This is a genomic window from Oryzihumus leptocrescens, assembly GCF_006716205.1.
Classification (GTDB): Bacteria; Actinomycetota; Actinomycetes; order Actinomycetales; family Dermatophilaceae; genus Oryzihumus; species Oryzihumus leptocrescens.
Genome location: NZ_VFOQ01000004.1, coordinates 1 through 24,217, shown reverse-complemented (window position 1 = coordinate 24,217; position 24,217 = coordinate 1). Strand labels below are relative to the sequence as shown.

Here is a 24,217-nt window from a genome sequence, read left to right as displayed (position 1 = left end):
GGTCGCCGGCGTGGTGCTCGCCGCTGGCGCCGGGGTCCGGCTGGGCCGGCCGAAGGCCCAGGTGGAGCTCGACGGCCGCCGGCTGGTCGACCTCGCCGTGGGGGCCTGTGCCCACGCCGGGCTCGACCCGGTCGTGGTGGTCACCGGCGCGGCCATGGTCGAACCGGAGCCGCTGGCCGGGACCGACCAGGTGCAGACTCCCGAGGTCGTGGTGGTGCACAACCCCGAGTGGGACAGCGGCCAGGCGTCCTCGCTGCGTGCCGGACTGGCCGCCGTTGGGGCAGGCCCGGAGGTCGACGCCGTCGTGGTGACCCTGGTCGACACCCCCGGCGTGGGGGCCGAGCACCTGCGCCGGGTGGCCGCGGCCCTGGCCGACGGCGCGACCGCCGCCGTCGCGGCATACCGGGGACAGCAGCGGACCCCGGTGGGGCTGGTGCGCGAGGTGTGGGCAGAGGTGGCCGACGCGGTGCACGGTGACGAGGGGGCCCGGGCCTGGCTGCGCGATCACCAGGGGCTCGTCACGCCGGTGGAGTGCGGGGACCTCGGGCCGTGGCGGGACATCGACACGCCGGCGGACCTGTCCGGCTGAGCCTCTTTGCGCAAGAAAGGGCTGCTGTGATCCGGGAATCCCGGGCCTCAGCAGCCCCAACTTGCGCAAAGGGAGGTCAGACGGTGTCCGGCACCGCCTTGGCCAGCGCGGCCAGCGCGGCCGGGAAGCACTGCTCCGGCGGGGTGACCAGGCCGGCGCCGACCTGCCCGGTGCCCGCGACCGCCCCGGCCATGCCGGTGTTGATCTGCGGCAGGATCCCGGTGCGCACGACCTTGGTGACGTCGATGCCGCTCGGGGTGCCGCGGAACTCCAGGATCGGCACCTGGAAAGAGGGGTGCTCGTCCAGCGTGATCTCGTACATCGACCGGGTCGCCCGTAGCGCCAGCGGCACGTCGCCGCCGACGAAGCGCACGATCGCCGGGGCCGCCGCCATGGCGAAGCCGCCGATGCCCGCGGTCTCGGTGATCGCCGAGTCGCCGATGTCGGGGTTGGCGTCCTCCGGTCCGTAGGAGCCCAGGAACAGGCCCTCCGGGGTGTTGGCCGGCCCGGTGAACCACTCGTCGCCGGTGCCTGAGACCTGGATGCCGAAGTCGGTGCCGTTGCGCGCCATCGTCACGACCATGGTCGAGCCGGGCACGTCCCGCGCCGCGTCGGTGGCCAGCTTGCAGGCCGGCATGTCGAGGTTGAGGAAGAAGTGGTCGTTGGCACCCATGAAGCGCACCGCCTCGGCGATGTCGGAGGAGGGGGCATCAGCGGTGATCAGCGACGGCAGGATGTCGCGCAGGAACATCAGCGTCCCGGCCCGGTTGCGGTTGTGGCCCTCGTCGCCCATCTGCAGCATCTGGGCGATGATCGCCTTGATGTCCACCGGCCCGTGGGCGCGAACCGCTTTCTGCAGCAACGGCCCTAGCACGTTGGCCATCCACTGCAGCCGCTCGATGACCTCGGGGCCGTAGGCGCCGTAGCGCAGCACCTTGCCCAGCCCCTCGTTGAGGGAGCACCAGGCCCGACCGCCGTGCACCGGGTCGCGCAGCTCGAACATCCACATCGACGGCGAGACCACACCGGCCATCGGGCCGACCGCGTGGTGGTGGTGGCAGGGGTCGAGGGTGACGTCACCGGAGGCCAGGTGCTTCTCGGCCTCCTCGGGGCTGTCGGCCAGGCCCTCGAAGAGCATGCCGCCGATGAGCGCGCCCTTCAGCGGCCCGGACGCGCGGTCCCAGGTGATCGGCGGGCCGGCGTGGAAGAAGACGCCCTTCTCCATGCCCAGGGCCTCGCTGGCCGGGCGCACGTCGACCAGCTCGGCGCCGGCGGCCAGAAGCCGGGAGACGGCGGTGCGGTTGGCCTCCTCCCGGCGCGGGTCGGCCATGACCCGGGCCAGGTCGGCCTCGGTGCCGTCCATCGGGGGACGCCAGTCGACCTCGGTGACCTGTGCCGCCTGGGCGCGCAGCGCGTCGGCGAACAGCCCGACGCCGGCGGTGACGACAGAGGGCTCGCCGGACAGCAGGCCGTGCAGGGGCGTGGTGGTGTCGGTCATCGAAACTCCTTCTCAGGCCTGGGCGTCGGCGAGCAGGGACAGGGCGTGGCGCGTGGCCTGGGCGTTGGACAGGAACACCGACGCGCCGGCCGCCTGCAGCGTCTTCGCGCAGGCGCTCAGGCCCTGCGGGTCGGACTCGACACCCGTCAGGGACACCACGACGGGCAGCGCGCGGCCCCCGTCGGCGGCGGCCTTGCGCGCGCCCTCGACGGCCTCGGCGAGCTCCCCCGCCGGATCGCTGTGCGAGCCGAAGCCCAGGACGAGGTCGAGCAGCAGGACCCCGCAGGTCGGGTCGGCGCCCTCGGCGGCTATCCGCTCCAGCCGCAGCGACGGGTCGATCATCGGGTGCGCCCGGCCCTGGGTCAGGCCGTCGTCGCCGAAGTCGATGACCAGGTGGGAGTCGCTGCGCAGGTCCGGCCCCAGGGCCAGCTCGGGCGACAGCGGGATGTTGGACCGGATCGGCCCGAGGACCTCGGCGGCGACCAGCATCGCCTCGTCGGCCAGGGTGCCGCCGCAGAACAGCCCGCGCAGCGCACCGGGCACCGGCGACTCCTGGGTGGGGGCCGGCCAGCTCGGCCACTGCGGTATGCCGTGCCCCTCGCCCTCCAGTGCGGCCTCCACGGCCGCGGTGAGGTCGGGGCGGCCCGCGCCCAGGGTGGCCCAGTGGACCGGCTTGCCCAGCGACGCGGCATACGCCTGGACGTCCTCGAGCACCTCGGCGGCCGGGGGCTTGGAGACGACGATGACCGACTCGGTGGCCGGGTCGGCGGCCAGGGCGGCGAGGGCCTGCCGGGTGGAGCGTCCCTGCACGGTGGAGGACAGGTCGCGCCCGCCCACGCCGAGGCAGTGGCTCATCCCGACGCCGGCGGCGTCGAGCAGGCACATGACCTGCTGGGCGCCGGTGCCGGAGGCCGCGACGAGGCCGACCGAGCCGGCGCGGGCAGCGTTGGCGAAGCCCAGGGCCACGCCGCCGACGACTGCGGTGCCGCAGTCGGGACCCATGACCAGCACGTCGGCCTCCCGGGCGGCGTCCTTGAGCGCGACCTCCTCCTCGACGCCGACGTTGTCGGAGAAGAGCACGACCGACATCCCGGAGCGGACCGCGTCCATGGCGTCGACGAAGGCGTTGCGGCCCGGGACCGAGATCAGCGCCAGGTTGGCGCCGGTGACCGCGGCGGCCGAGCCGAGGGTGCGCGGCGGCGGGGCGTCGCCGAACCCGCCGGCCTGGGCTCCGGCGGCCTTCAGGCCCGCCAGCGCGGCGTCCAGGGCCGAGCGGCCGGCGTCGACGGCGGCCTCGTCCTCGCCCCGGATCGCCACGAGCATGTCGTTGGGGCCCACCGGCTCGCCGAGCGTGAAGCCCATGCCAGCCAGGAGGTCGGTGTTGAGCTCGGTGGCCATGGCCACGAGCGCCGCGCTGACGCCCGGGGCCGCACCGACGGCCCGGGAGACCTGCATCAGGCTCACCGAGTCGTAGTAGGCGCCGCGGCGCACCTCGACAAGATCGGTCACGGGAGGTCCCTTCCAGCGGGTTCGGGTGCGTGTTCGGGTGCCGCGGGTCGCGGCACGGCGTGGGGCAGCAGGGCGAGGACGCGCAGGCAGCCGGCCAGGCCGGCGGCGAGGTCGCGCCCGGAGGAGTGGCCGATGGCCAGCACGTCCTCGAGGGCGGTCGCCGTCGCGGTCTCGTCGCCGCGCAGCGCGGCGGTGACGAGCGCGGCGACCTGCGGGACGGCATACCCTCCGGCGGCCGCGTCGAGCAGCGACGCGGACAGGCTGGTCGTGGCGTGCCGGCGGGCGGAGGTGGCGGCGGACGCGACCCGCAGGCCGGTCAGCGAGCCGACGCCGTGGAGCACGAGCAGGACCGCGCACAGCGCGTCGTCACCGCTCGGGGTCAGGCCACGCCCGGACCCGACCAGGCCGTCGACCAGGGAGGTGGCCGTCGCCGCGTCGCCGCGAAGGGCGGCGCGCAGGGTGAAACCGGCCCGGTCGGCGAGGTCGGCGTCGAGCCCGCCCGGCGCCATCACTCCTGCCGCGGCCAGGAGCAGGTGCCCGGGGACCCGGTGGGTGAGGGGGCGGACCTGCGCCGGGCGCCACTGCCGGACCACCCGGATCCCCCACCCGGGCAGGCGCAGCATCCCCCGGCCCAGGGTGACGGTGTCGCCCGCGGCGAGGCCCCAGACCAGGTCGTCAGCCGGCAGCGGCAGGCGCAGCGCGGTGGGCAGCATCAGCGCGTCGCTCGAGACGACGGGGAGCACCTCGTGGTGGTCCCCGGCACGCAGGTAGACCGCGGTGGGGAAGGCCGCCAGGACCGTGGCCTCCCGCTCCCGGCCGGCGAGCAGGTCCCAGGTGAGGGGTGAGGCGGCGCCGAGCATCGAAGGCGGCGGAGCCTGAGGCGTCACGGGGAGTTCCTGTCCTGTCGGGACCGGCGGGCGTCCGGGCCCCGCGCGCCACCGGTGGGTCGTGGGTGCCCTTCGGCGACGCTAACGCCGCGGGTACAGTCCCGAGCATGGGCAATGTTGCCAAGGATTCGGCCCTTGTTGACCGGGAGTTGCCAGCGCACGGCGCCTTGGGGGTGCCCGGTCCCGGGCTGAGCCTGGGCACCGTCCTGGAGCTGGAGTGCCTGCGCGGGGCGCGGGTGCTGGCCGGTCACGCCGGGCTCGACCGGCTGGTCAGCCGCCTCAACGTGATGGAGGTGCCGGACATCCTGCCCTGGGTCAAGCCCCAGGAGCTGCTGCTCACCACCGGCTACCCCCTGCGCGGGGTGCCGCACAGCCTCCCCGTGCTCGTCAGCGAGCTCGCCGCGCGCGGGCTGGCCGGTATCGCGGTCAAGCTCGGCCGCTACCTGTCCGAGCTGCCCGCGGCGATGCTGGAGGAGGCCGACCGGCTCGGCCTGCCGGTCATCGCGCTGCCCGACGACGTCGGGTTCGACGACATCATCAACCAGGTCCTGACCGAGGTGCTCAACCGGCAGGCGGCGATGCTCGCCCGGGCCGAGGACGCCCACCGGGCGCTGGTGCAGATCGTGCTCACCGGCGGCGGCCTGGACCGGCTGTGCGAGGAGCTCGCCGGCATCCTCGGCGGCGCGGTGATGGTCACCACCGCGGACGGCCGGGTGCGCGCCAGTGCGGGCGCCACCGACGAGGACCTCGCCGGCGCGCTGGCGCTGGACTGCTTCGACCCGACGGGCCGGTTCCTCGTCGAGGGCGAGCCGGTGGGGGCCCGGACCCCCGGTGGGGACCGGGCCCGGCGGGCGGTGGTGCGGATCGTGGCCGGCGCGCTGGACCACGGCCGGCTCGTGGCGTTCAACGCCAGCCACGAGCTGACCCCCGACGACGTCCACACCCTCGAGCGGGCAGCCACCGTCGCGGCGCTGGCCATCACCAAGGCCCAGGCGGTCTCGGCGGTCGAGAGCAAGTACCAGGCCGACTTCCTGCGCGACGCCCTCGCCGGGCGGGCCGGCACGGCCGAGCGGGTCACCGCGCACGCCGACTCCCTCGGCTGGGACATCGGCCGCCGGATGGTGGTCGTGGTCGCCGAGACCGACCCGCACGCCACCCCGCGCGGGCTGAGCCGCGACGAGGTCCGCTCGCTGCAGGACCGGTTCGCCACCGCGTGGCACCAGGTGGTCCGGGTCCGCGACGAGCGGGCCCCCGTGGTCGGCTTCAGCCAGGAGGTCGTCAGCGTGCTCGGCGTCCCCGACGACGCCGACACCGAGTCGATCAGCCGAACGGTGCGCGAGATGGTGCGCGTCGTCAGCGGTGACGGCGGCGGTGGGCGGCGATCCTTCTCCACCGGGATCTCCCGGCCGATCGACTCCGCCGACCAGCTGCCCCAGGCCTATGAGCAGGCGTGCAAGGCGGTCAGCGTCGGCCGGCAGATGCACGGCCCCTCGGCCCTGACGCACTTCGACGGCCTGGGCATCTTCCGCCTGCTGTCCCTGGTGCCCGACACCGCCGAGCTGCGCAGCTTCGTGGCCGAGGCGCTCGGCGAGCTGGTCACCAACGACACCCCGGAGAACGCCGACCTGCGCACCACCCTCTCGGTGCTGCTGGACACCAACCTCAACGTGGCCGAGACGGCGCGGATCCTGCACTTCCACTACAACACGTTGCGCTACCGCATCGTGAAGCTGGAGCGGATGCTCGGCCCGTTCACCAGCGACCCCAACCTGCGCCTGACCCTGTCGCTGGCACTGCAGGTCGTCCAGATGCGTGGGATCTGAGCCGATTCGTCCCTCCGGGCCGCAACTGTGACCAACCGACACGCCGTGTGACTGTCAACAAATCACCAAGCGGCGCCTCCACGCTGGGCCTAGCGTTCACGCATCGCGCCGCCCGGCGTGACCCGTGCCACACCCTGTGGCGCATACAAGGAGGACCTGATGGCGTTGGGTTGGAAACTGCACGGTGACGGACGGATCATGGGTCCGACCGACGTCGTGGCGCCCGATGAGCGGCTCTCGTGGGGGAAGACCGTAGGACTCGGAGCTCAGCACGTGGTCGCGATGTTCGGCGCCACGTTCGTCTTCCCGCTGATCATGGGGCTGAACCCTCAGCTCGCGATCCTGATGAGCGGCATCGCGACGATCTGCTTCCTGCTGATCGTCAACGGCAAGGTGCCGAGCTACCTCGGCACCAGCGCCTCCTTCGTCGGCGGCGTCGTGGCCATCGGCCTGCAGATCAAGGCCAGCAACCCCAAGGCCAACGCCGCGGTCATCGCCCCCAGCGTCACCGGGGCGATCCTCGTCGCCGGCGCGGTGCTGGCGCTGGTCGGCGTGGCGATCCACTTCCTCGGCTCGGCCGTGGTGCACAAGGTGCTGCCCCCGGTCGTCACCGGCGCCGTGGTCATGCTGATCGGGTTCAACCTCGCCCCGGTCGTGGCCAGCATCTACTGGCCGCAGGACCAGTGGATCGCCCTCATCGTCATGGTGGCAGTCATCGCCATGAGCGTGGGCCTGCGCGGGTTCATCGGCCGCATCTCCATCTTCCTGGGCCTGATCCTCGGCTACGTCCTGTCGTGGCTCTTCGACCGGGGCTTCGGCCAGATCACCTCCTACAACGCGGCGGCCGGCAAGGTCGACACGCACTGGCGGGTCAACTGGGACGGCGTCAAGAGCGCCCCGTGGTTCGGCTTCCCGCCGCACACGGACGCCGCCACCGGTGTCGTCGGCTGGCACCTGCCGAGCTTCAACATCGCCTTCATCCTCCTGGTGCTGCCGGCCGTGATCGCGCTGATCGCGGAGAACACCGGCCACGTCAAGGCGGTCGCCGAGATGACCGGCCACGACCTCGACCCGGTGATGGGCCGAGCGATCGCCGCGGACGGCGTCGGCACAGTCATCGCGACCTCCATCGGTGGTTCCCCGACCACGACCTATGCCGAGAACATCGGCGTCATGGCGGCCACCCGCGTCTACTCCACCGCGGCCTACTTCGTCGCCGCGGCCGTGGCGATCCTGTTCGGCTTCTCGCCCAAGTTCGGCGCGATGGTCTCGGCCACCCCCGGTGGGGTGCTCGGCGGCATCACGGTCGTCCTCTACGGCATGATCGGCCTGCTCGGCGCGAAGATCTGGAAGGAGAACAACGTCGACTTCGGCAACCCGCTCAACCTGGTGCCCATCGCCGCCGGAATCATCATCGGCATCGGCAACACGAGCCTGGTGTTCACCAAGTCCTTCACCCTCTCCGGCATCGCGCTCGGCACGATCGTCACCATCGGCGCCTACCACCTTGCCCGGGCCCTGGCCACGCCGGACCTGCGCGCCCGCGCCGACGGGGCCGTGATCGCAGTCGGCAATGTCGCGGTGGAAAACGAGCCCGGTGGCGAGGAGTCCGCGCCGCTCTACCGCGACGAGGACGTCGCTCCCACGGAGCACCACAAGCCCTGACCGAGCACCACCCCCACGTGGGCCGCGCCGATCTTCGGGATCGGCGTGGCCCACGTGCCATTCGGGGGCAGGATTGACGGCAGAAGTTGCCAACATCACTCGCCCGCAGCGGTGAGCCCGTCCCATATCCACACCCCACCACGCAAGGCAGGATCGTCACGGTGAAGCCCTCCCCCTTCGTCCACCACGCGCCTCGCAGCGTCGCCGAGGCGGTCGCGGTCCTGGCCGAGGTCGGGCACGACGGCAAGGTCCTCGCCGGCGGCCAGAGCCTCATCCCCATCCTCAACATGCGCCTCGCCGCGCCGGGCCACCTCGTCGACATCAACCGGGTCGCCGGGCTGGACACCGTGGAGGTCACCGACGACGCGGTGCGGATCGGTGCGCTGGTCCGCCACGCCCTGCTCGAGCGCCACGACGGTGCCTTCGCCGCCAACCCCCTGCTCCGCCAGGCCCTGCGCAACGTGGCCCACCCCGCGATCCGCAACCGCGGCACCACCACCGGCTCGATCGCGCACGCCGACCCCTCCGGCGAGATGCCGGCCGTCCTCGCCCTGACCCAGGGGTATGTCGAGGCGGCCAGTGCCGCAGGCACCCGCGAGATCGCGGCCGCGGACTTCTTCCTCGGCCCGCTGGAGTCCTGCCTCACCGAGGGCGAGATGGCGACCGGGGTCCGCTTCGGGCGCTTCCCGGCCGGCACCGGCACGGCGTTCGCCGAGAGCGCCCGGCGCCACGGTGACTACGCCCTCGCCGGGGTCGCCGCGGCAGTCACGCTCACCGACGGCGTGGTCACCAGCGTGCGCGCGTCGTTCGTCTCGGTCACGCCCACCCCGGACGTCCTCGACCTGACCGAGGCCTTCGCCGGGCGGGAGGTCGCCGACGTCGACTGGGTCAAGGCCGCCGAGATGGCCCGTGACCACGTCGACCCTGACGGCGACATCCACGCCACCGCCGACTACCGCCGCATGCTCGCCGGCGTCCTGACCACCCGCGTCCTCACCGAGGCCGCGGCCACCGCTCTCGAAGGCCAGTCCCGATGACCGACACCACCTCGACCGTCGAGCAGCAGCTCGAGATCACGCTGCGCGTCAACGGCGTCGCCCGCACCGCGACCGCCCCGGCGCGGCGCCTGCTCTCGGACTTCCTGCGCCACGACCTGCGCCTGACCGGCACCCACGTCGGCTGCGAGCACGGCGTCTGCGGCGCCTGCACGGTCCTCGTCGACGGCCAGCCGATGCGCTCCTGCCTGATGTTCGCGGTCACCGCCCAGGACCACGAGATCACGACGGTCGAGGGCCTGGCTCCCGACGCGGAGCAGATGAGCCCGGTGCAGCAGGCGTTCACCGAGTGCCACGGCCTGCAGTGCGGCTTCTGCACCCCCGGCTTCCTGACGACCATCACGGCATACCTGCAGGAGAACCCGGACCCGACCGAGGCCGAGGCGCGCGAGTGCATCTCGGGCAACCTCTGTCGCTGCACGGGCTACCAGAACATCGTGAAGTCGGTGCTGCGCGCGGCCGAGATCACCCACGAGCGGGAGGCGGGCGCATGACCACGCGGATGTTCGGCGCCCCGGTCCACCGCACGGAGGACCCGCGGCTGGTCACCGGCAACGGCCGCTACCTCGACGACCTCGGCCACGACGCGCTCGCCGCGGCGTTCGTGCGCAGCCCCTACGCGCACGCCCGGATCACCGACATCGACGTCTCCGAGGCGATCGACGTCGAGGGCGTCGTCGCGATCTACACCTACGAGGACCTCGACGGCAAGACCGCCGAGCGCCTGCCGCTGCTCATCCCGCACCCCACGCTGACCAACCCGATGACCGGCTACGCCCTGGCCCCGGAGCTGGTCAACCACGTCGGCGAGCCGGTGGCCATGGTGGTGGCGACCGACCGCTACGTCGCCGAGGACGCCTGCGAGCGGATCCGGGTGGAGTACGAGCAGCTGCCCGTCGTCGTCGGCATCGAGGCCGCCCGCTCCGGCGAGGCGCTCGTGCACGAGGAGGCACCGGGCAACGTCGCGGCGCACATGGTCCAGGAGGTCGGCGACACCGCGGCGGCGATCGCGGCCGCCCCGCACCGGCTCACCCTGGCCCTGGAGATCGAGCGCAGCGCCTGCATGCCGATGGAGGGCAAGGGCGTCTACGCCCGCTGGGACAGCGACGAGCAGAGCCTGCGCATCTACTCCTCCACCCAGACGTCCACGGGCGTGCGGGCCGCGGTCGCGGCCAAGCTCGGTATGCCGCTGGCCAAGGTCGAGTGCATCGCCCCCGACGTGGGCGGCGGCTTCGGGGTCAAGATCATGCACCCGTGGCCCGAGGAGGTCCTGGTCCCGTGGGCGGCCCGGCGCCTCGACGCCGACGTCAAGTGGGTCGAGGACCGGCGCGAGCACTTCATCTCCTCGGCGCACGAGCGCGGACAGCTCCAGGACGTCGAGGTCGGCTTCGACGACGAGGGCCGGGTGCTCGGCCTGTCGGTGAAGCTGTGGCACGACAACGGGGCCTACACGCCCTACGGGATCATCGTCCCGATCATCACCTCCACCCAGCTGCTCGGCCCCTACAAGCCCGGCGCGTACAAGTGTGAGTTCTGGTCGCTGTTCACCAACACGGTGATCGTCACGCCCTACCGCGGCGCCGGCCGCCCGCAGGGCGTCTACGCGATGGAACGCACCATGGACGCCATCGCCGACTACCTGGGCAAGGACCGCGCCGACGTGCGCAGCACCAACTTCATCCAGCCCGAGGAGATGCCCTACGACCACGGGCTGCTGTTCCAGGACGGCCGGCCGCTGATGTACGACTCCGGCGACTTCCCCGCCAGCCTGGCCAAGCTCAAGGAGCTCGTGGGCTGGGACGACTTCGCGGCATACCGGGCGGAGGCCGAGGCGGCCGGGCGGCGCGTCGGGCTGGGGATCGGCTGCTACGTCGAGGGCACCGGCGTCGGGCCCTACGAGGGCGGCCACATCCAGATCGAGACCACCGGACGGGTCAACGTCTCCACCGGCCTGACCAGCCAGGGCCAGGGCCACCAGACGGTGTTCGCCCAGATCGTCGCCGAGGAGCTCGGCGTGCGGATGGAGGACGTGCACGTCACCACGGGGGACACCCGCCGGTTCCAGTACGCCGTGGGCACGTTCGCCTCCCGGGCGGCGGTGATGAGCGGCAACGCGATCGCGCTCGCCGCCCGCAACGTGCGGGAGAAGGCGCTGCGGATCGCCGGAGAAGCGCTCGAGGCCGACCCCGGTGACCTCGAGATCGTCGACGGCATCGTGCGCGTCAAGGGCGACCCGGAGGCCCAGGTCGCGCTGTCCACGATCGCGGTGCTGTCCAACCCGCTCCGCTACGCCTTCGACGAGTCCGCCAAGGCGGCAACGCAGTTCGCCGGCACGCCCGACATGGACAAGCCGCCGGTGGCCGACGACGAGGAACCCGGCCTGGAGGGCAAGGACTTCTACTCCCCGCCGCGGGCGACCTTCGCCAACGGCATGCACGCCGCCATCGTCGAGACCGACCCGCAGACCGCGGAGATCACGATCCTGCGCTACTGCGTCATCCACGACTGCGGGCGGATGATCAACCCGATGATCGTCGAGGGACAGGTGCACGGCGGCGTCGCGCAGGGCGTCGGCGGCGCGTTGTACGAGCGGATGGCCTACGACGAGGCCGGGCAGCTGCTCAACGCCTCGTTCATGGACTTCCTCATGCCCTACGCCTCCGAGGTGCCGCACGTCGAGACCGACCACCTCGAGACGCCGAGCCCGCTGAACCCGTTGGGGATCAAGGGCGCCGGCGAGGCCGGGTGCATCCCCGTCACCGCCGTCATCGCCAGCGCGATCGAGGACGCCGAGGGCTTCCCGATCACCTCGATGCCGATCTCCCCCACCGAGCTGTGGGATCTGCGCCACCGCCACGCCGCCGGTGAGCTGCCTGGCCTGCGCCGCGGCTCCCGCACCACCACGACCGCCCCCACGGCCTGAGAGAACGAGGAAACCCGCCGATGAAGATCTCCGGATCAGCCACGCTGAACGCCCCCGTCGACCAGGTCTGGGCCGCGTTCAACGACCCCGCCGTCCTCGCCCGCACCCTGCCGGGCTGCCAGCAGCTGCGCGAGGTGGGCCCGGACGCCTACAAGATGACGATCACCGCGGGCGTGGCCTCCATCAAGGGCACCTACGAGGGTGACGTGGCCCTGACCGAGCAGAACCCGCCCGGCTCCTTCGTGCTCAAGGCCTCCGGGGCGGGCGGGCCAGGCACGGTCAGCGCCGACGTCAAGGTGCTGCTCGAGCAGTCCGCCACCGGCGGCACCGCGCTGACCTACGACGCCGACGCGGTCGTCGGCGGGGCCATCGGTGGCGTCGGGCAGCGCATGCTCACCGGCGTGGCCAAGAAGATGGCCGGCCAGTTCTTCACCGCCGTCGACAACGACATCGCCGGGGTCCGCGTGGCGGTGCCGGTGCCCGCCGGGGCGGTGCCCGAGGCGGCCGTCGTCGGTGCGCCGGCTGCGCCCGGTGCGCCGACCGGGGCCGTGTATGCCGCGCCGGCACCTGCCGCCCGGGCCGGGTTCACCGGCCGGGACTTCCTCATCGGGACGGTGGTCGGAGCGGCCATCGCCCTCGCCGGCGTGGCCGTCGGCATCGTCGCCGGGAGGCACTGACATGCGCGCGTTCACCGCTGCCGCCGTCCAGATCGCGCCCGTGACCGGGCCGCTGTCCCCCGACGCGGTCAAGGCCAACGTCGAGAAGTGCGTCGACTGGCTGACCCGCTGCGTCGAGGCGACCGGGGCCGAGCTCGTGGTGCTGCCGGAGTCGGCGACCACGGGCTTCACCCCGGACTGCACGCCCGAGGAGCTGTGGGACCTCGTCTCCGGGCTGCCCGGGCCGGTGATCGAGCCGATCCAGGCCGCGGCGGCCCGCCTCGGCGTGCACGTCTGCGTCGGCACCTACGAGCGGGGCGAGGAGCGCGGGGTCGTCTACAACTCCAGCGCCCTCATCGGCCCGGACGGCTCGCTGCTCGGCGTCTACCGCAAGACCCACCCGTTCTGCACCGAGATCCGCTCGCGCGGCGGCTGGGTCACCCCCGGCGACACGGTCACCGTCGTCGACACCGAGCTCGGCCGGATCGGCATGATCATCTGCTTCGACGGCGACTACCCCGAGCTGACCCGCATCCAGGCGGTGCAGGGCGCCGAGGTCATCTGCCGACCGTCGGCCCTGCTGCGCAGCGCCGACGTGTGGGAGCTGACCAGCCGCGCCCGGGCCTACGACAACCACGTCTACGTCATCGGCGCCAACGCCACCGGGACCGACCCGGCCGGGGTGCTCTACTTCGGCAACAGCCACATCATCACGCCGATCGCGCACATCGCCGCCAAGGCCGCCACGCACGAGTCCTGGGTGGTCGCCCGGCTCGACCCGGACGAGGCCCTGCGCTCGCTGACCCCCGGCTCCAGCGTCGGCCAGGGCTTCGACCACCTGGCCGACCGCAACCTGGACCTGATCCGCAACTACCGCGAGGACCTCGAGCGCCCCGCCGCGTCGAGCTTCCCCCACCTCCAGGTCTGAGCAGCCCCACCCCCACCTCCTCGACCGAACGCACCACATCCGTCGAATGGCCGCGTACTCGCGGCCGATTCGACGGATGTGGTGCGCTCGGATGGGGCTTCGCGCGGGGGTGAGGGGTCGCTCGGGAGGCGCGGACACGGCATACCCGAGGTGTGCATGAAGATCTGCCAAGGGTCTTGGCAGGTTCTGACAGGGACGCGGGGTGGCGGCGCGAGTTGAATCGAGGGCACCGCCGGCTCGCCCGGCGCCCCGCCAGCTCCCACCTCTCCCGCCCGAGGAACGCCATGACGCAGACCCCACGTCGCATCCGCATCGGCATCGACACCGGCGGCACGTTCACCGACGTCGTCGCCTTCGACGAGGACTCCGGCGCGCTGATCACGACCAAGACGCCGTCGACCCCGGCCAACCCGGCCGACGGCTTCATCAACGGCGTGCACAAGGTCCTCGACCTGCTCGGCGCGACCGGCGCGGACGTCACCGCCGTCTGCCACGGCACCACGGTGGCCACCAACCAGCTGCTCGAGGGCAAGGTCGAGCAGCTCGGCTTCATCACCTCCGCGGGCTACGAGTTCATCCTCGAGATCGCCCGCCAGGCGGTGCCGGACGGCTACGGCAACTCCTACTTCTGGGTGAAGCCGCCGCGGATCGTGCCGGCCGACCTGGTCAAGACCGTCGAGGGCCGCTTCGACTTCGAGGGCAACGAGGTCCGCCCGTTCGACGAAGGGGGCGCGGCGCAGGTGGCCCGCTGGTTCCGCGACCAGGGCATCACCACGATCGGCGTGTGCTTCCTGCACGCCTACGCCAACCCCGAGCACGAGCTGCGGATGCGGGAGATCCTGCAGCGCGAGCACCCCGAGGCGGTCATCTCGATCTCCAGCGACGTGCTGCGGGAGTACCGTGAGTACGAGCGCTCGATGACCACGCTGGTCGACGCCGCGGTCAAGCCGAAGGTGTCCCGCTACGTCTCCAACATCAAGACCCGCCTGGACGAATTCACGGGCGCCGCCTCGGCCGACCGGGACTCGATCCCCTTCTACATCATGAAGTCCAACGGCGGCGTGCTCTCTGCCGACGAGGTCGTGCACCAGCCGATCACCACGGTGCTGTCCGGCCCGGCCGCCGGCGCGCTCGGTGCCGCGCTGATCTCCGGCAAGGCCGGCTTCGACAAGGTCCTCACCTGCGACGGCGGCGGCACCTCCACCGACGTGTCCGTGGTCCTCGGCGGCGAGCCGACCCTGACCACCGAGGGCACGGTCGGGGCCTACCCGTCCAAGATCCCGATGATCGACGTCGTCACCGTCGGCGCGGGCGGCGGCTCCATCGCGTGGATCTCCCCCGAGGGCACGCTCAAGGTCGGCCCCAAGTCGGCCGGCGCGGACCCGGGCCCGCTCTGCTACGCCAAGGGCGGCACCGAGCCGACCATCACCGACGCCCACGTCATGCTCGGCCGGATCCCGGCCCACCTGCTCGGCGGCGAGATCCCGCTGGACGCCGTCGCCGCGAAGGCCGGCATCGAGGCCCTGGCCGCGCGGCTCGGCCTGTCCCCCGACGAGTGCGCCGCCGGCATCCTCGAGATCTCCGCGTGGAACCAGGCCAACGCGCTGCGCCAGATCTCGGTCAAGCGCGGCCTGGACGTGCGCGACTTCATGCTCGCGACGTTCGGTGGCTCCGGCTCGCTGCTGGCCTGCCGCCTGGTCGACATCCTCGACCTCGCCGGCGTGGTCGTGCCGCAGAACCCGGGCAACGTCTCGGCGTTCGGCCTGCTCACCGTCGACGTCAAGAACGACTACGTGCAGACCGCCGTCGCCAAGCACGCCGCGCTCGACCTCGCCGGCGTGGAGAAGACCTTCGCCGAGCTGACCGAGCGCGCCGCCGAGGCCCTGGACGCCGAGGGCTTCGCCCGGGCCGACCACCGCTACGTGCGTACCGTCGACCTGCGCTACTTCGGCCAGGCCTTCGAGGTGCGGGTCAACGCCCCCGAGGGCGCAGTGGACGCCGCCTTCGCCGAGACGGTGGCGACCGCGTTCCACGACGCGCACAAGGGCCTCTACGGCTACGACTTCCGCGACGACCCGCGCCAGCAGGTCGAGTGGGTCAACCTGCGCGTCACCGGCATCGGCCCGATCACCCGGCCCGAGCTGGCCGAGATCGAGGGGGCCGCCGACTCCGTCGAGCGCGCCCGCACCGGCACCCGCCCGGTCTGCTTCGACCCCGCCGACGGCTACGTCGACGCCGGCATCTACTGGCGCCCCGACCTGCGGGCCGGCGACGAGGTCGCCGGGCCGGTCATCGTCGAGGAGTTCGGCTCGACCGTGCCCGTCCACCCCGGCTTCACCGTCCGCGTCGACGCGTACGGCAACCTCGTGATCACCAAGGAGAGCGCGAAGTGACCGCTGTGACCGACACCCCGGCCCTCAACGTCGACCCGATCGTCCTGGAGATCGTCGAGGGCACCCTGGCCAGCGTCGAGATGGAGGTCGAGACCGCCATCGCGCGCACCTCCCGCTCGCCCATGATCCGCGACGCGCACGACTTCCGCGCCGGCATCCACGACCGGCGGCTGCGCAAGCTGACCGGCCGCTCGTACAGCGCCCTGGTCCACCCGGTCGCCCGCGACTACCCGCTCGAGACCATGCGCGAGGGCGACGTGTTCTTCCACAACGACGTCTACGAGTCCGAGGGCGGCATCGGTCACCTGCCGGACCTGTGCGTCACGGTCCCCGTCTTCCACCAGGGCGAGGTCGTCGCGTTCGTGCAGGCCTTCGGCCACCACGACGACATCGGCGGCGCCTGCCCCGGCTCGATGCCCTCCGGCGCGACCAGCGTCTACGAGGAGGGGCTGATGGTGCCCCCGATCCGGCTGTGGGACGCCGGCGTGCCCAACGAGGCCGCGCTGAAGATCATGACGCGCAACAGCCGTATGCCGGAGTCCCTCGCCGCCGACCTCGACGCCGAGTGCTCCGCCTGCCTCATGGGCGCGGCGCGCCTGTCGGACCTGTTCAACCGCTACGGCCGCGAGACCGTCGAAGCGGCCTTCGACGCGATCCTCGACAAGACCACCGAGACCTACCGCCGCGAGATCCTGTCCAAGATCCCCGACGGCGAGTACGTCTGGGAGGACTACGCCGAACACGACGGCGTCGACGAGCCGAGGCTGCACACCCAGCGGATCACGCTGACCAAGACGAGCACCGGCGGCCCCGGCAACGGCCCGAAGATCGTCATCGACTTCACCGGCACCGCGCCGCAGGCCAAGGGCCCGATCAACCACTGCGGGGACTACGCCGACGGCAACTTCCTCAAGAAGTGGCTCGCGCCGATCCTGCGCAACCTCGCCGACACCCCCGAGCGGATGGCCGAGCTCGACGTCAACGAGGGCATCGTGCCGCTCATCGAGATGAAGTTCCCCGAGAAGGGCACGCTGCTCACGCCGATCTTCCCGGCGCCGACCAACGCCCGGACGTTCGTCATCCTGCGCCTGCTCGGCGTGCTCGCTGGCGTGATCGCCAAGGCCGTCGACGGCAAGATGCCCGCCGACCAGGAGACGATCCGCTACACCGGCGTCTACGGCCACGACCGCGACGGCAACGACTACCTCATGCGTGAGGTGCTGGGTGGCGGCTCAGGCGGCCGGTACTACGCCGACGGTGAGGACACCATCCACGTCGTGCCGGACTCGCGGAACCTGCCGACCGAGTTCACCGAGAGCCGCTTCCCGTTCCTCGTCGAGCGCCTCGGCCTGGCCGTCGACTCCGGCGGCGCGGGCCGCTACCGCGGCGGCCTGGGCTACGAGAAGCAGATCCGGATGCTCAAGGACGCCAACTTCATGTCCATCGCCGACCGCTCGATCCTGGCCTGTTGGGGCGTCAAGGGCGGCAAGGCGGGCAAGCCGTTCCAGGTGACCATCGACGCGGGCGGCCCGAACGAGCGCGAGGTCGACGCCCTCGCCGACCACGAGCCGGTGAAGGCCGGGGAGGTCATCCGCATCCGCACCACCGGCGGTGGCGGCTGGGGCGACCCGCTCGAGCGGCCGTACGACGAGGTGCAGCGCGACCTGAGGTGGGGCAAGGTCTCCTTCGAGGGCGCCCGCACCGACTACGGCGTCGTGGCCACGGGCACCAAGGACGAGCCGGTGATCGACACCGCGGCGTCCGACGCCCTGCGTGCCGAGCGCCGCGCCGACCGCGGCGAGCAGCCGTTCTTCGACCGCGGACCCGGCTACGCCACGCTGGCCGCCGGCGCCACCGCCGCGGACGTCGACTGGCTCTGACCGCAGCAGACCGACAGGAGACCGACATCGTGACCGGACCGCTCGACGGCACCACCGTCATCGACCTCACCCGCGCCCTTGCCGGCCCGCACGCCGGGATGATGCTGGGCGACCTCGGTGCCCGGGTCATCAAGGTGGAGACGCCCGGCGGCGGGGACGACACCCGCGGCTGGGGCCCGCCGTTCGTCGGGCCCGAGGACGACCCGATCTCGACGTACTTCCTGTCCTGCAACCGCAACAAGGAGTCGATCACCCTCGACCTCAAGAGCGAGGACGGGGTGGCGACGCTGACCCGGCTGGTCACCCACGCCGACGTGCTGCTGGAGAACTTCCGGCCCGGCGTGCTCGACCGGCTCGGCTTCAGCGTCGAGCGGCTGCACGAGCTCAACCCGCGCCTGGTCATCCTCTCGATCAGTGGCTTCGGCCACGACGGTCCGGAGGGTGGCCGGGCCGGGTACGACCAGATCGCGCAGGGCGAGGCCGGCCTGATGTCGCTGACCGGCCCCGACCCCGACCACCCCACGCGCGTCGGGGTGCCGATCGGGGACCTGCTCGCCGGGATGTACGGCGCCTACGGCGTCGTCGCCGCCCTGCACGAGCGCACCACCACGGGCAGGGGCCGGGTCGTGCGGACCAGCCTGCTGGCCGCGATCGTGGGCGTGCACGCCTTCCAGGGCACCCGCTACACCGTCGCCGGCGAGGTGGGCCGCGCCCAGGGCAACCACCACCCGAGCATCTGCCCCTACGGCCTGTTCTCCTGCGCCGACGGGATGCTGCAGATCGCCGTCGGCAGCGAGGGCCTGTGGCGCAAGTTCTGCACCGCCTTCGGGCTGGACCCCGACGCCGAGGGCATGGCCACCAACCGGGAGCGGGTCGGCAACCGCGACGCCGTCGTGGACGCGGTCAACGCCGCCTTCGCCGACCGCAAGCTCGCCGAGCTGCTGCCCGCCCTGGCCGCGGCCGGCATACCGGCGGGTGAGGTGCGCACCCTGGACCGCGTCTACGAGTGGGAGCAGACCCGTTCCCAGGGGCTGGTCATCGACGTGGACCACCCGGTGCTCGGGACGGTCCAGCTGCCCGGGCCGCCGCTGCGCTTCGACGACAACCTGTATGCCGGGGGGCGGGCCGAGCACCTCGCCCCACCGGCCCTGGGCCAGCACAACGCCAGCGTGCGGGCCTGGCTCGACGAGCGCGACGCCGAGGGCACCGCGTCGTGACCCGCCGCCTCGGCGCCCGTGAGCTGATCGAGACCGTCCTCGACGAGGGCAGCTTCGAGAGCTGGGACACCACACCGGTGCCGGTGGCCGAGCCGGGCAGCGCGTATGCCGCCGAGCTCGCCGCCGCGGCGGAGAAGGCCGGCACCGACGAGTCGCTCATCACCGGCTCGGCCCGGCTGCGCGGGCGTCGGGTCGCCGTGGTGCTGGGCGAGTTCCGGTTCCTGGCCGGCTCGATCGGCCGGGCCGCCGCCGAGCGCCTGGTGCTCGCGGTCGAGCGGGCGACCCGGGAGGGGCTGCCGCTGTTCGCCGCCCCGACCTCGGGCGGCACCAGGATGCAGGAGGGCACCAGCGCCTTCGTCGGGATGGTCAAGATCTCGGCGGCGATCGCGGCGCACAAGGACGCCGGGCTGCCCTACATCGTCTACCTGCGCCACCCCACCACCGGCGGCGTCTTCGCTTCGTGGGGCTCGCTCGGCCACGTCACGGTCGCCGAGCCGGGCGCGCTGGTCGGCTTCCTCGGGCCGCGGGTCTATGAGGCGCTCTACGGCGCGCCGTTCCCGGAGGGTGTGCAGACCTCGGAGAACCTCTTCGAGCAGGGCCTCATCGACGCCGTGCTGCCGGTCGAGGCGCTGGCCGAGGTCGCCTCGCGGGCGCTGAACGTGCTCATGGCCCCGCGCGAGGACCTGCCCGTGGTGCCCGAGCTGCCCCGGGAGGACCTGCCCGACCTGCCCGCGTGGGACTCGATCCTGCGCTCGCGCCGGCCCGAGCGGCCCGGCGTGCGGGCGCTGCTCAAGCTCGGCGCCACCGACGTCGTGCCGCTGCACGGCACCGGCCAGGGCGAGCAGGACCCGGGGCTGCTCATCGCCCTGGCCCGCTTCGGCGGGGCGCCCTGCGTCGTGCTGGGCCAGGACCGCAAGCACCAGACGTTCGAGAACCCGCTCGGCCCGGCCGGGCTGCGCGAGGCCCGCCGCGGCATGCGCCTGGCCCGGGAGCTCAAGCTGCCGCTGGTCAGCGTCATCGACACCGCGGGCGCCGCGCTGTCCCGCGAGGCCGAGGAGGGCGGGCTGGCCGGCGAGATCGCGCGCTGCCTGTCCGAGCTGGTCATGCTCGACGCGCCGACCGTCTGCCTGCTGCTCGGGCAGGGCACCGGCGGCGGAGCGCTCGCGCTCATGCCGGCCGACCGGGTCATCTGCGCCCAGCACTCCTGGCTCTCGCCGCTGCCGCCGGAGGGCGCCTCGGCGATCCTCTACCGCGACACCGACCACGCGCCGGACCTTGCCGCGTCGCAGGGCGTGCGGTCGCTGGACCTGCTGCGCGAGGGCATCGTCGACCGGATCGTCGCCGAGCACCCCGACGCCGCGGACGAGCCCGCCGAGTTCTGCGCGCGGATGTCGCAGGTGCTGCAGCACGAGCTGGGCCTGCTGCTGCGCGCAGACCCGGCCGAGCGGCTCGCCGCCCGGCTGGCCCGCTACCGCCGCCTCGGCTGAGGCCGCCACTCCCACCCCCACCCTTCCGCCGAGAGGGACGTTCCTCCGGTGTTCTGGCCCTCCCAACCCGGAGAAACGTCCCTCTCGGCGGGGAGAAGCGGCATGGCGCGCGGCGTACAAGTGCCAAGAGGCGGGCGGTCATTGGGCAGGGTCTGCCAACGCGGGGTCTGGTGGTTCGTCCGTAGGCTCGCCGCATCGCCCGTCCGCGTCCCGCGCGGCCGGCCCCAGGTGAAAGCAGGTGCAGCCCGTGCGGGTCCTCCTCGCCCTCGGCGGCAACGCCATGACGGGCCCTGACGGCAGCGCCAGCCCCGACGCGCAGCGCGCCGCGATCGCCGCCGCCATGGAGTCGGTGGCCGACCTCATCGCCGCCGGGCACGAGGTCGTGATCACCCACGGCAACGGCCCCCAGGTCGGCAACCTGCTGGTCAAGAACGAGCTGGCCGCCACCGTCGTCCCGCCGGTCTCCCTGGACTGGTGCGGGGCGCAGACGCAGGCGACGATCGGCTTCACCGTGATGAACTCCCTCGAGGCCAGCCTGGCCCGGCGCGGGGTCGAGCGCCCCGTCGCCGCCATCGTCACGCGCACCCGCGTCGACGTCGACGACCCCGGCTTCACCCACCCCACCAAGCCGGTCGGCCGGTTCCTGCCCTACGAGCAGGCCAGGCCGCTGATCGAGCACGGCCAGCTCTGGGAGGACCGCGGCGAGAAGGGCTGGCGGCGCATCGTCGCCTCGCCCGAGCCGCGTGAGGTGCTCGAGACCGGCACCCTGCTCACCCTCATCGAGGCCGGCTACGTCGTCGTCGCGGCCGGCGGTGGCGGCATCCCGGTGGTCCGCGCCGAGGACGGCACGGTGCGCGGCGTCGAGGCGGTCATCGACAAGGACCTCACCGCGGCGCTGCTGGCCCGGTCGGTGCACGCCGACGTGCTCGTCATCGCCACCGACGTCGACCACGCCATCAAGGCCTGGGGCACCCCGCAGGCCGAGGAGATCGGCGTGGTCAGCCTGGAGCAGATGCGCGAGATCGCCGGTGAGGGCCACTTCGCCAGCGGCTCGATGGGCCCCAAGGTCGAGGCCGCGCTGCGCTTCGTCGAGTCCGGCGGCCCGCGCGCCGTGATCACCGCGCTGGAGCAGATCGACAAGGCCGTGACCGGGAGCTACGGGACGGTCATCGAGGGCCGTCCCGCCAAGCCGCACGACCCCGCAGGACAGAACCCCACACCGCAGAACCCCACCGAGAACGAAGGGTGACACCCGTGCCTGATGCCATTGAGGTCCGCAAGGTCCCGATCCACAGCGTGGCCGACGCCTCCGAGCTGGCCAAGCTCATCGACGACGGCGTGATGGAGGCCGACCGCGTCATCGCCATCATCGGCAAGACCGAGGGCAACGGCGGCGTCAACGACTACACCCGGATCATCGCCGACCGGGCGTTCCGTGAGGTGCTCGTCGCCAAGGGGGCCCCGGCCGACCAGGTCAAGCAGATCCCGATCGTGTGGTCCGGCGGCACCGACGGCGTGATCAGCCCCCACGCCACGATCTTCGCCACCGTGGACCCGGCCAGGGCCGTGCAGACCGACGAGCCGCGCCTCACCGTCGGGTTCGCCATGAGCGAGCCGATCCTGCCCGAGGAGATCGGCTACACCGGCATGATCGAGAAGGTCGCCGCCGGCGTGAAGGTCGCCATGGAGCGCGCCGGCATCACCGACGTCGCCGACGTGCACTACGTGCAGACCAAGACCCCGCTGCTGACGATCCACACCATCCGCGACGCCAAGGCTCGCGGCAAGCAGGTCTGGACCGAGCACACCCACGAGTCGATGGACCTGTCCAACGGCACCACCGGCCTCGGCATCGCCGTCGCCCTCGGCGAGATCGAGATGCCGAGCGACGAGGACGTCATGCACAACCGCGACCTGTACTCCTCGGTCGCCTCCTGCTCCTCCGGCGTCGAGCTCGACCAGGCGCAGATCGTCGTCGTGGGCAACGCCCGCGGGGTCGGCGGCCGCTACCGCATCGGCCACTCGGTGATGAACGACGCCCTCGACGCCGACGGCATCTGGGCCGCGATCAAGGACGCCGGCCTCGACCTGCCCGAGCGCCCGCACACCTCGGACCTCGACGGCCGCCTGGTCAACGTCTTCCTGAAGTGCGAGGCCAGCCAGGACGGCACCGTCCACGGCCGCCGCAACGCGATGCTCGACGACTCCGACGTGCACTGGCACCGCCAGATCAAGTCCTGCGTCGGTGGCGTCACCGCGGCCGTGACCGGCGACCCGGCGGTCTTCGTCTCCGTCTCCGCCGCCCACCAGGGCCCCGAGGGCGGTGGCCCCGTCGCCGCCATCGTCGACCTGGGCGAGCAGCCGACCGGCTACACCTGGAACGGCTGAGCCGACACGCTCCCCCGGTATGCCGTGCCCCTCACCAGGTGAGGGGCACGGCATACCGGCGTTCAGGGGCGGGGCGGTCGCAGGAACGACATGACCAGCAGCGCCAGCGGGATGGCGATGACGAACTGGCGCCGGCTGTAGCGGCGCAGCTCGCTGCGGGCGTCGACCCCGGCCAGCTCGGCCTCGAGTGCGCCGCGCCGGGACAGCCGGAAGGCGTGGAACGCCAGCGGGACGTAGTTGAGGGCGATGCCGACCAGCCACGCGCCGATGACCCGGGTGAACGGGGCCCGCGCGGTCAGGCAGACCGACCCGAGCACCATCGGCAGCACGATGCCGAGGGCGAACTCGAGGGTGATCAGGCGGCGGCGCAGGGGGCGGCCGTGCAGGCCCCACAGGTCGATCGCGGCGAGGCGCCGCACGTCGATGACCCAGCGCAACGGTGGCTCCATCCAGGCAGGACGGTCAGCTCGAGGAGGGCCGAAGCATAGCGAAGGCAGCAGGGGCAGGACCTGACGGTCCTGCCCCTGCTGCCTTGGCTCAGGCGGTCGCGGCTCAGTCGCCGGCGCTGGCGCCGCGCACCGTCTTGGCGGTGTCGGGCTTGGTCTCGGCGGTGTCCTTGGCCGCGCCGGTCTCCTCGGTGCCCGTCGGCTCCTCGGTGGCGGCCGGCTCCTCCGTCGTGGTGGCGGCCGGCGTGGTGTCGGTCGCCGGCGTGGCCGTGGAGGACCGTCCGGCGCTGGGGGCGATGTAGGGGTCCTGCAGCGGCGTGGCCCACGGGTCGGCCCTGGGTGCGGACCGCTTGAACGCGGCGACGCCCGCGGCCGCGGCGCCACCGAGGCCGAGCAGGAGCAGCAGCTTGCGGCCCCGGCGCTTCGGCCTGGCCACCGCCTCACCCTTGAGGACCAGCGCGGCGTCGCCACCGCGGGAGACGGCCTCGTCGCGGGCCGCGACGCTGGCGGCGGCGGCGGCCGCGATGGCCTCGGCGATCCGGGGCAGCAGCTCGTCGACGATCTTGTCTCGCGCGCTGTCGACGCGCGGGGCGAGGTCCTGCACGCCCTTCTCCAGCTTGGGGGCGGCCACCTCGATCCCGTGCTCGACGCGCGGCTTGGCCCAGTCGCGGGCAGCCTCCACCCGCGGCTTCCCCCAGTCGCGCGCCACCTCGGCGGCGTGCTCCACGGCGGGGACGACGCGCTCGCGGATCTGCTCCGCGGTCGACGCCGACAGCTCCTGGGCCTGGGCGACCTGTCCTTGGCCTGCTCGGTCTTGCTCTTCGTGCGGAACACGGAGTCCTCTCGAAACGGTGACCAGGTCCAAACCTGTAC

Annotated in this window: 19 protein-coding genes; 14 read left to right on the top strand and 5 right to left on the bottom strand. The window is 72.8% G+C overall.

The genetic code is table 11. From position 1 onward, the window contains the following. The first annotated feature begins 10 nt into the window (after positions 1-10). Positions 11-589 (top strand): nucleotidyltransferase family protein, encoded by a 579-nt coding sequence (locus tag FB474_RS20505; RefSeq protein ID WP_221632721.1) that lies wholly within the window; start codon positions 11-13, stop codon positions 587-589. Between the two features lie 76 nt (positions 590-665). On the opposite strand, the gene FB474_RS20500 is transcribed toward FB474_RS20505, so the two are convergent. Genes FB474_RS20500 through FB474_RS20490 form a run of 3 tightly spaced genes read right to left on the bottom strand, consistent with a single transcriptional unit; the run spans position 666 to position 4,483 of the window. Continuing rightward, on the bottom strand, positions 666-2,087 hold the full coding sequence (locus FB474_RS20500; RefSeq protein WP_141790726.1) for a YlbE family protein: 1,422 nt from the start codon (positions 2,085-2,087) through the stop codon (positions 666-668). A 12-nt stretch (positions 2,088-2,099) separates the two neighbouring features. Then, complete coding sequence (locus tag FB474_RS20495; RefSeq protein WP_246092783.1) at positions 2,100-3,596, bottom strand: AllF/FdrA family protein; 1,497 nt, start codon at positions 3,594-3,596, stop codon at positions 2,100-2,102. Continuing rightward, positions 3,593-4,483 carry an oxamate carbamoyltransferase subunit AllH family protein gene (locus FB474_RS20490; RefSeq protein WP_141790725.1) on the bottom strand — a complete coding sequence of 297 codons (891 nt, stop codon included), beginning with the start codon at positions 4,481-4,483 and terminating at the stop codon, positions 3,593-3,595. Before FB474_RS20490 ends, FB474_RS20495 begins: the two co-directional genes overlap by 4 nt. Positions 4,484-4,590: 107 nt before the next feature. Here FB474_RS20490 and FB474_RS20485 point away from each other — a divergent pair, with 107 nt between their 5' ends. The 13 genes from FB474_RS20485 (at position 4,591) to bar (ending at position 22,898) form a co-directional block, all read left to right on the top strand. Then, positions 4,591-6,306 (top strand): PucR family transcriptional regulator, encoded by a 1,716-nt coding sequence (locus FB474_RS20485; RefSeq protein ID WP_141790724.1) that lies wholly within the window; start codon positions 4,591-4,593, stop codon positions 6,304-6,306. 198 nt (positions 6,307-6,504) lie between these two features. Continuing rightward, positions 6,505-7,971, top strand: a complete 1,467-nt coding sequence (locus FB474_RS20480; RefSeq protein ID WP_246092781.1) for a uracil-xanthine permease family protein — start codon at positions 6,505-6,507, stop codon at positions 7,969-7,971. 161 nt (positions 7,972-8,132) lie between these two features. Beyond that, the gene (locus FB474_RS20475) at positions 8,133-9,008 is read left to right on the top strand and encodes an FAD binding domain-containing protein (protein ID WP_141790722.1); all 876 of its coding nucleotides are present in this window, start codon (positions 8,133-8,135) and stop codon (positions 9,006-9,008) included. Beyond that, on the top strand, positions 9,005-9,520 hold the full coding sequence (locus FB474_RS20470) for a (2Fe-2S)-binding protein (RefSeq protein ID WP_141790721.1): 516 nt from the start codon (positions 9,005-9,007) through the stop codon (positions 9,518-9,520). The genes FB474_RS20475 and FB474_RS20470 overlap by 4 nt, the downstream gene beginning before the upstream one ends. Beyond that, positions 9,517-11,949: an aerobic carbon-monoxide dehydrogenase large subunit gene (cutA, locus tag FB474_RS20465; protein WP_141790720.1), complete on the top strand. Its 2,433-nt coding sequence runs from the start codon at positions 9,517-9,519 to the stop codon at positions 11,947-11,949. Before FB474_RS20470 ends, cutA begins: the two co-directional genes overlap by 4 nt. Positions 11,950-11,969: 20 nt before the next feature. Further along, the gene (locus FB474_RS20460) at positions 11,970-12,626 is read left to right on the top strand and encodes an SRPBCC family protein (RefSeq protein WP_141790719.1); all 657 of its coding nucleotides are present in this window, start codon (positions 11,970-11,972) and stop codon (positions 12,624-12,626) included. A gap of 1 nt (position 12,627) precedes the next feature. Beyond that, positions 12,628-13,533 carry a carbon-nitrogen hydrolase family protein gene (locus FB474_RS20455; protein WP_141790718.1) on the top strand — a complete coding sequence of 302 codons (906 nt, stop codon included), beginning with the start codon at positions 12,628-12,630 and terminating at the stop codon, positions 13,531-13,533. Positions 13,534-13,817: 284 nt separating this feature from the next. Further along, positions 13,818-15,926 carry a hydantoinase/oxoprolinase family protein gene (locus FB474_RS20450; protein ID WP_141790071.1) on the top strand — a complete coding sequence of 703 codons (2,109 nt, stop codon included), beginning with the start codon at positions 13,818-13,820 and terminating at the stop codon, positions 15,924-15,926. Beyond that, positions 15,923-17,806, top strand: coding sequence for a hydantoinase B/oxoprolinase family protein (locus tag FB474_RS20445; RefSeq protein ID WP_141790072.1), 1,884 nt, complete (start codon positions 15,923-15,925; stop codon positions 17,804-17,806). The genes FB474_RS20450 and FB474_RS20445 overlap by 4 nt, the downstream gene beginning before the upstream one ends. A 29-nt stretch (positions 17,807-17,835) precedes the next feature. Beyond that, positions 17,836-19,023 carry a CaiB/BaiF CoA transferase family protein gene (locus FB474_RS20440; RefSeq protein WP_141790073.1) on the top strand — a complete coding sequence of 396 codons (1,188 nt, stop codon included), beginning with the start codon at positions 17,836-17,838 and terminating at the stop codon, positions 19,021-19,023. Continuing rightward, complete coding sequence (locus tag FB474_RS20435) at positions 19,020-20,510, top strand: carboxyl transferase domain-containing protein (RefSeq protein ID WP_141790074.1); 1,491 nt, start codon at positions 19,020-19,022, stop codon at positions 20,508-20,510. The genes FB474_RS20440 and FB474_RS20435 overlap by 4 nt, the downstream gene beginning before the upstream one ends. A gap of 247 nt (positions 20,511-20,757) precedes the next feature. Then, on the top strand, positions 20,758-21,759 hold the full coding sequence (locus FB474_RS20430) for a carbamate kinase (protein WP_141790075.1): 1,002 nt from the start codon (positions 20,758-20,760) through the stop codon (positions 21,757-21,759). Positions 21,760-21,764: 5 nt separating this feature from the next. Then, positions 21,765-22,898 (top strand): barbiturase, encoded by a 1,134-nt coding sequence (bar, locus tag FB474_RS20425; protein WP_141790076.1) that lies wholly within the window; start codon positions 21,765-21,767, stop codon positions 22,896-22,898. A gap of 62 nt (positions 22,899-22,960) precedes the next feature. On the opposite strand, the gene FB474_RS20420 is transcribed toward bar, so the two are convergent. Continuing rightward, a complete protein-coding gene (locus tag FB474_RS20420) occupies positions 22,961-23,347 on the bottom strand; it encodes a hypothetical protein (protein WP_141790077.1) in 387 nt (128 codons plus the stop codon). A gap of 103 nt (positions 23,348-23,450) precedes the next feature. Then, a partial coding sequence (locus FB474_RS20415) for a hypothetical protein (protein WP_221632720.1) occupies positions 23,451-24,217 on the bottom strand: 767 nt, incomplete at its 5' end.

Coding starts and splice junctions, on each gene's coding strand:
- FB474_RS20500 (WP_141790726.1), bottom strand. CDS start 2,087: ATGACCGACACCACCACGCCCCTGCACGGCCTGCTGTCCGGCGAGCCC.
- cutA (WP_141790720.1), top strand. CDS start 9,517: ATGACCACGCGGATGTTCGGCGCCCCGGTCCACCGCACGGAGGACCCG.
- FB474_RS20455 (WP_141790718.1), top strand. CDS start 12,628: ATGCGCGCGTTCACCGCTGCCGCCGTCCAGATCGCGCCCGTGACCGGG.
- FB474_RS20485 (WP_141790724.1), top strand. CDS start 4,591: ATGGGCAATGTTGCCAAGGATTCGGCCCTTGTTGACCGGGAGTTGCCA.
- FB474_RS20420 (WP_141790077.1), bottom strand. CDS start 23,347: ATGGAGCCACCGTTGCGCTGGGTCATCGACGTGCGGCGCCTCGCCGCG.
- FB474_RS20470 (WP_141790721.1), top strand. CDS start 9,005: ATGACCGACACCACCTCGACCGTCGAGCAGCAGCTCGAGATCACGCTG.
- FB474_RS20480 (WP_246092781.1), top strand. CDS start 6,505: ATGGGTCCGACCGACGTCGTGGCGCCCGATGAGCGGCTCTCGTGGGGG.
- FB474_RS20460 (WP_141790719.1), top strand. CDS start 11,970: ATGAAGATCTCCGGATCAGCCACGCTGAACGCCCCCGTCGACCAGGTC.
- FB474_RS20450 (WP_141790071.1), top strand. CDS start 13,818: ATGACGCAGACCCCACGTCGCATCCGCATCGGCATCGACACCGGCGGC.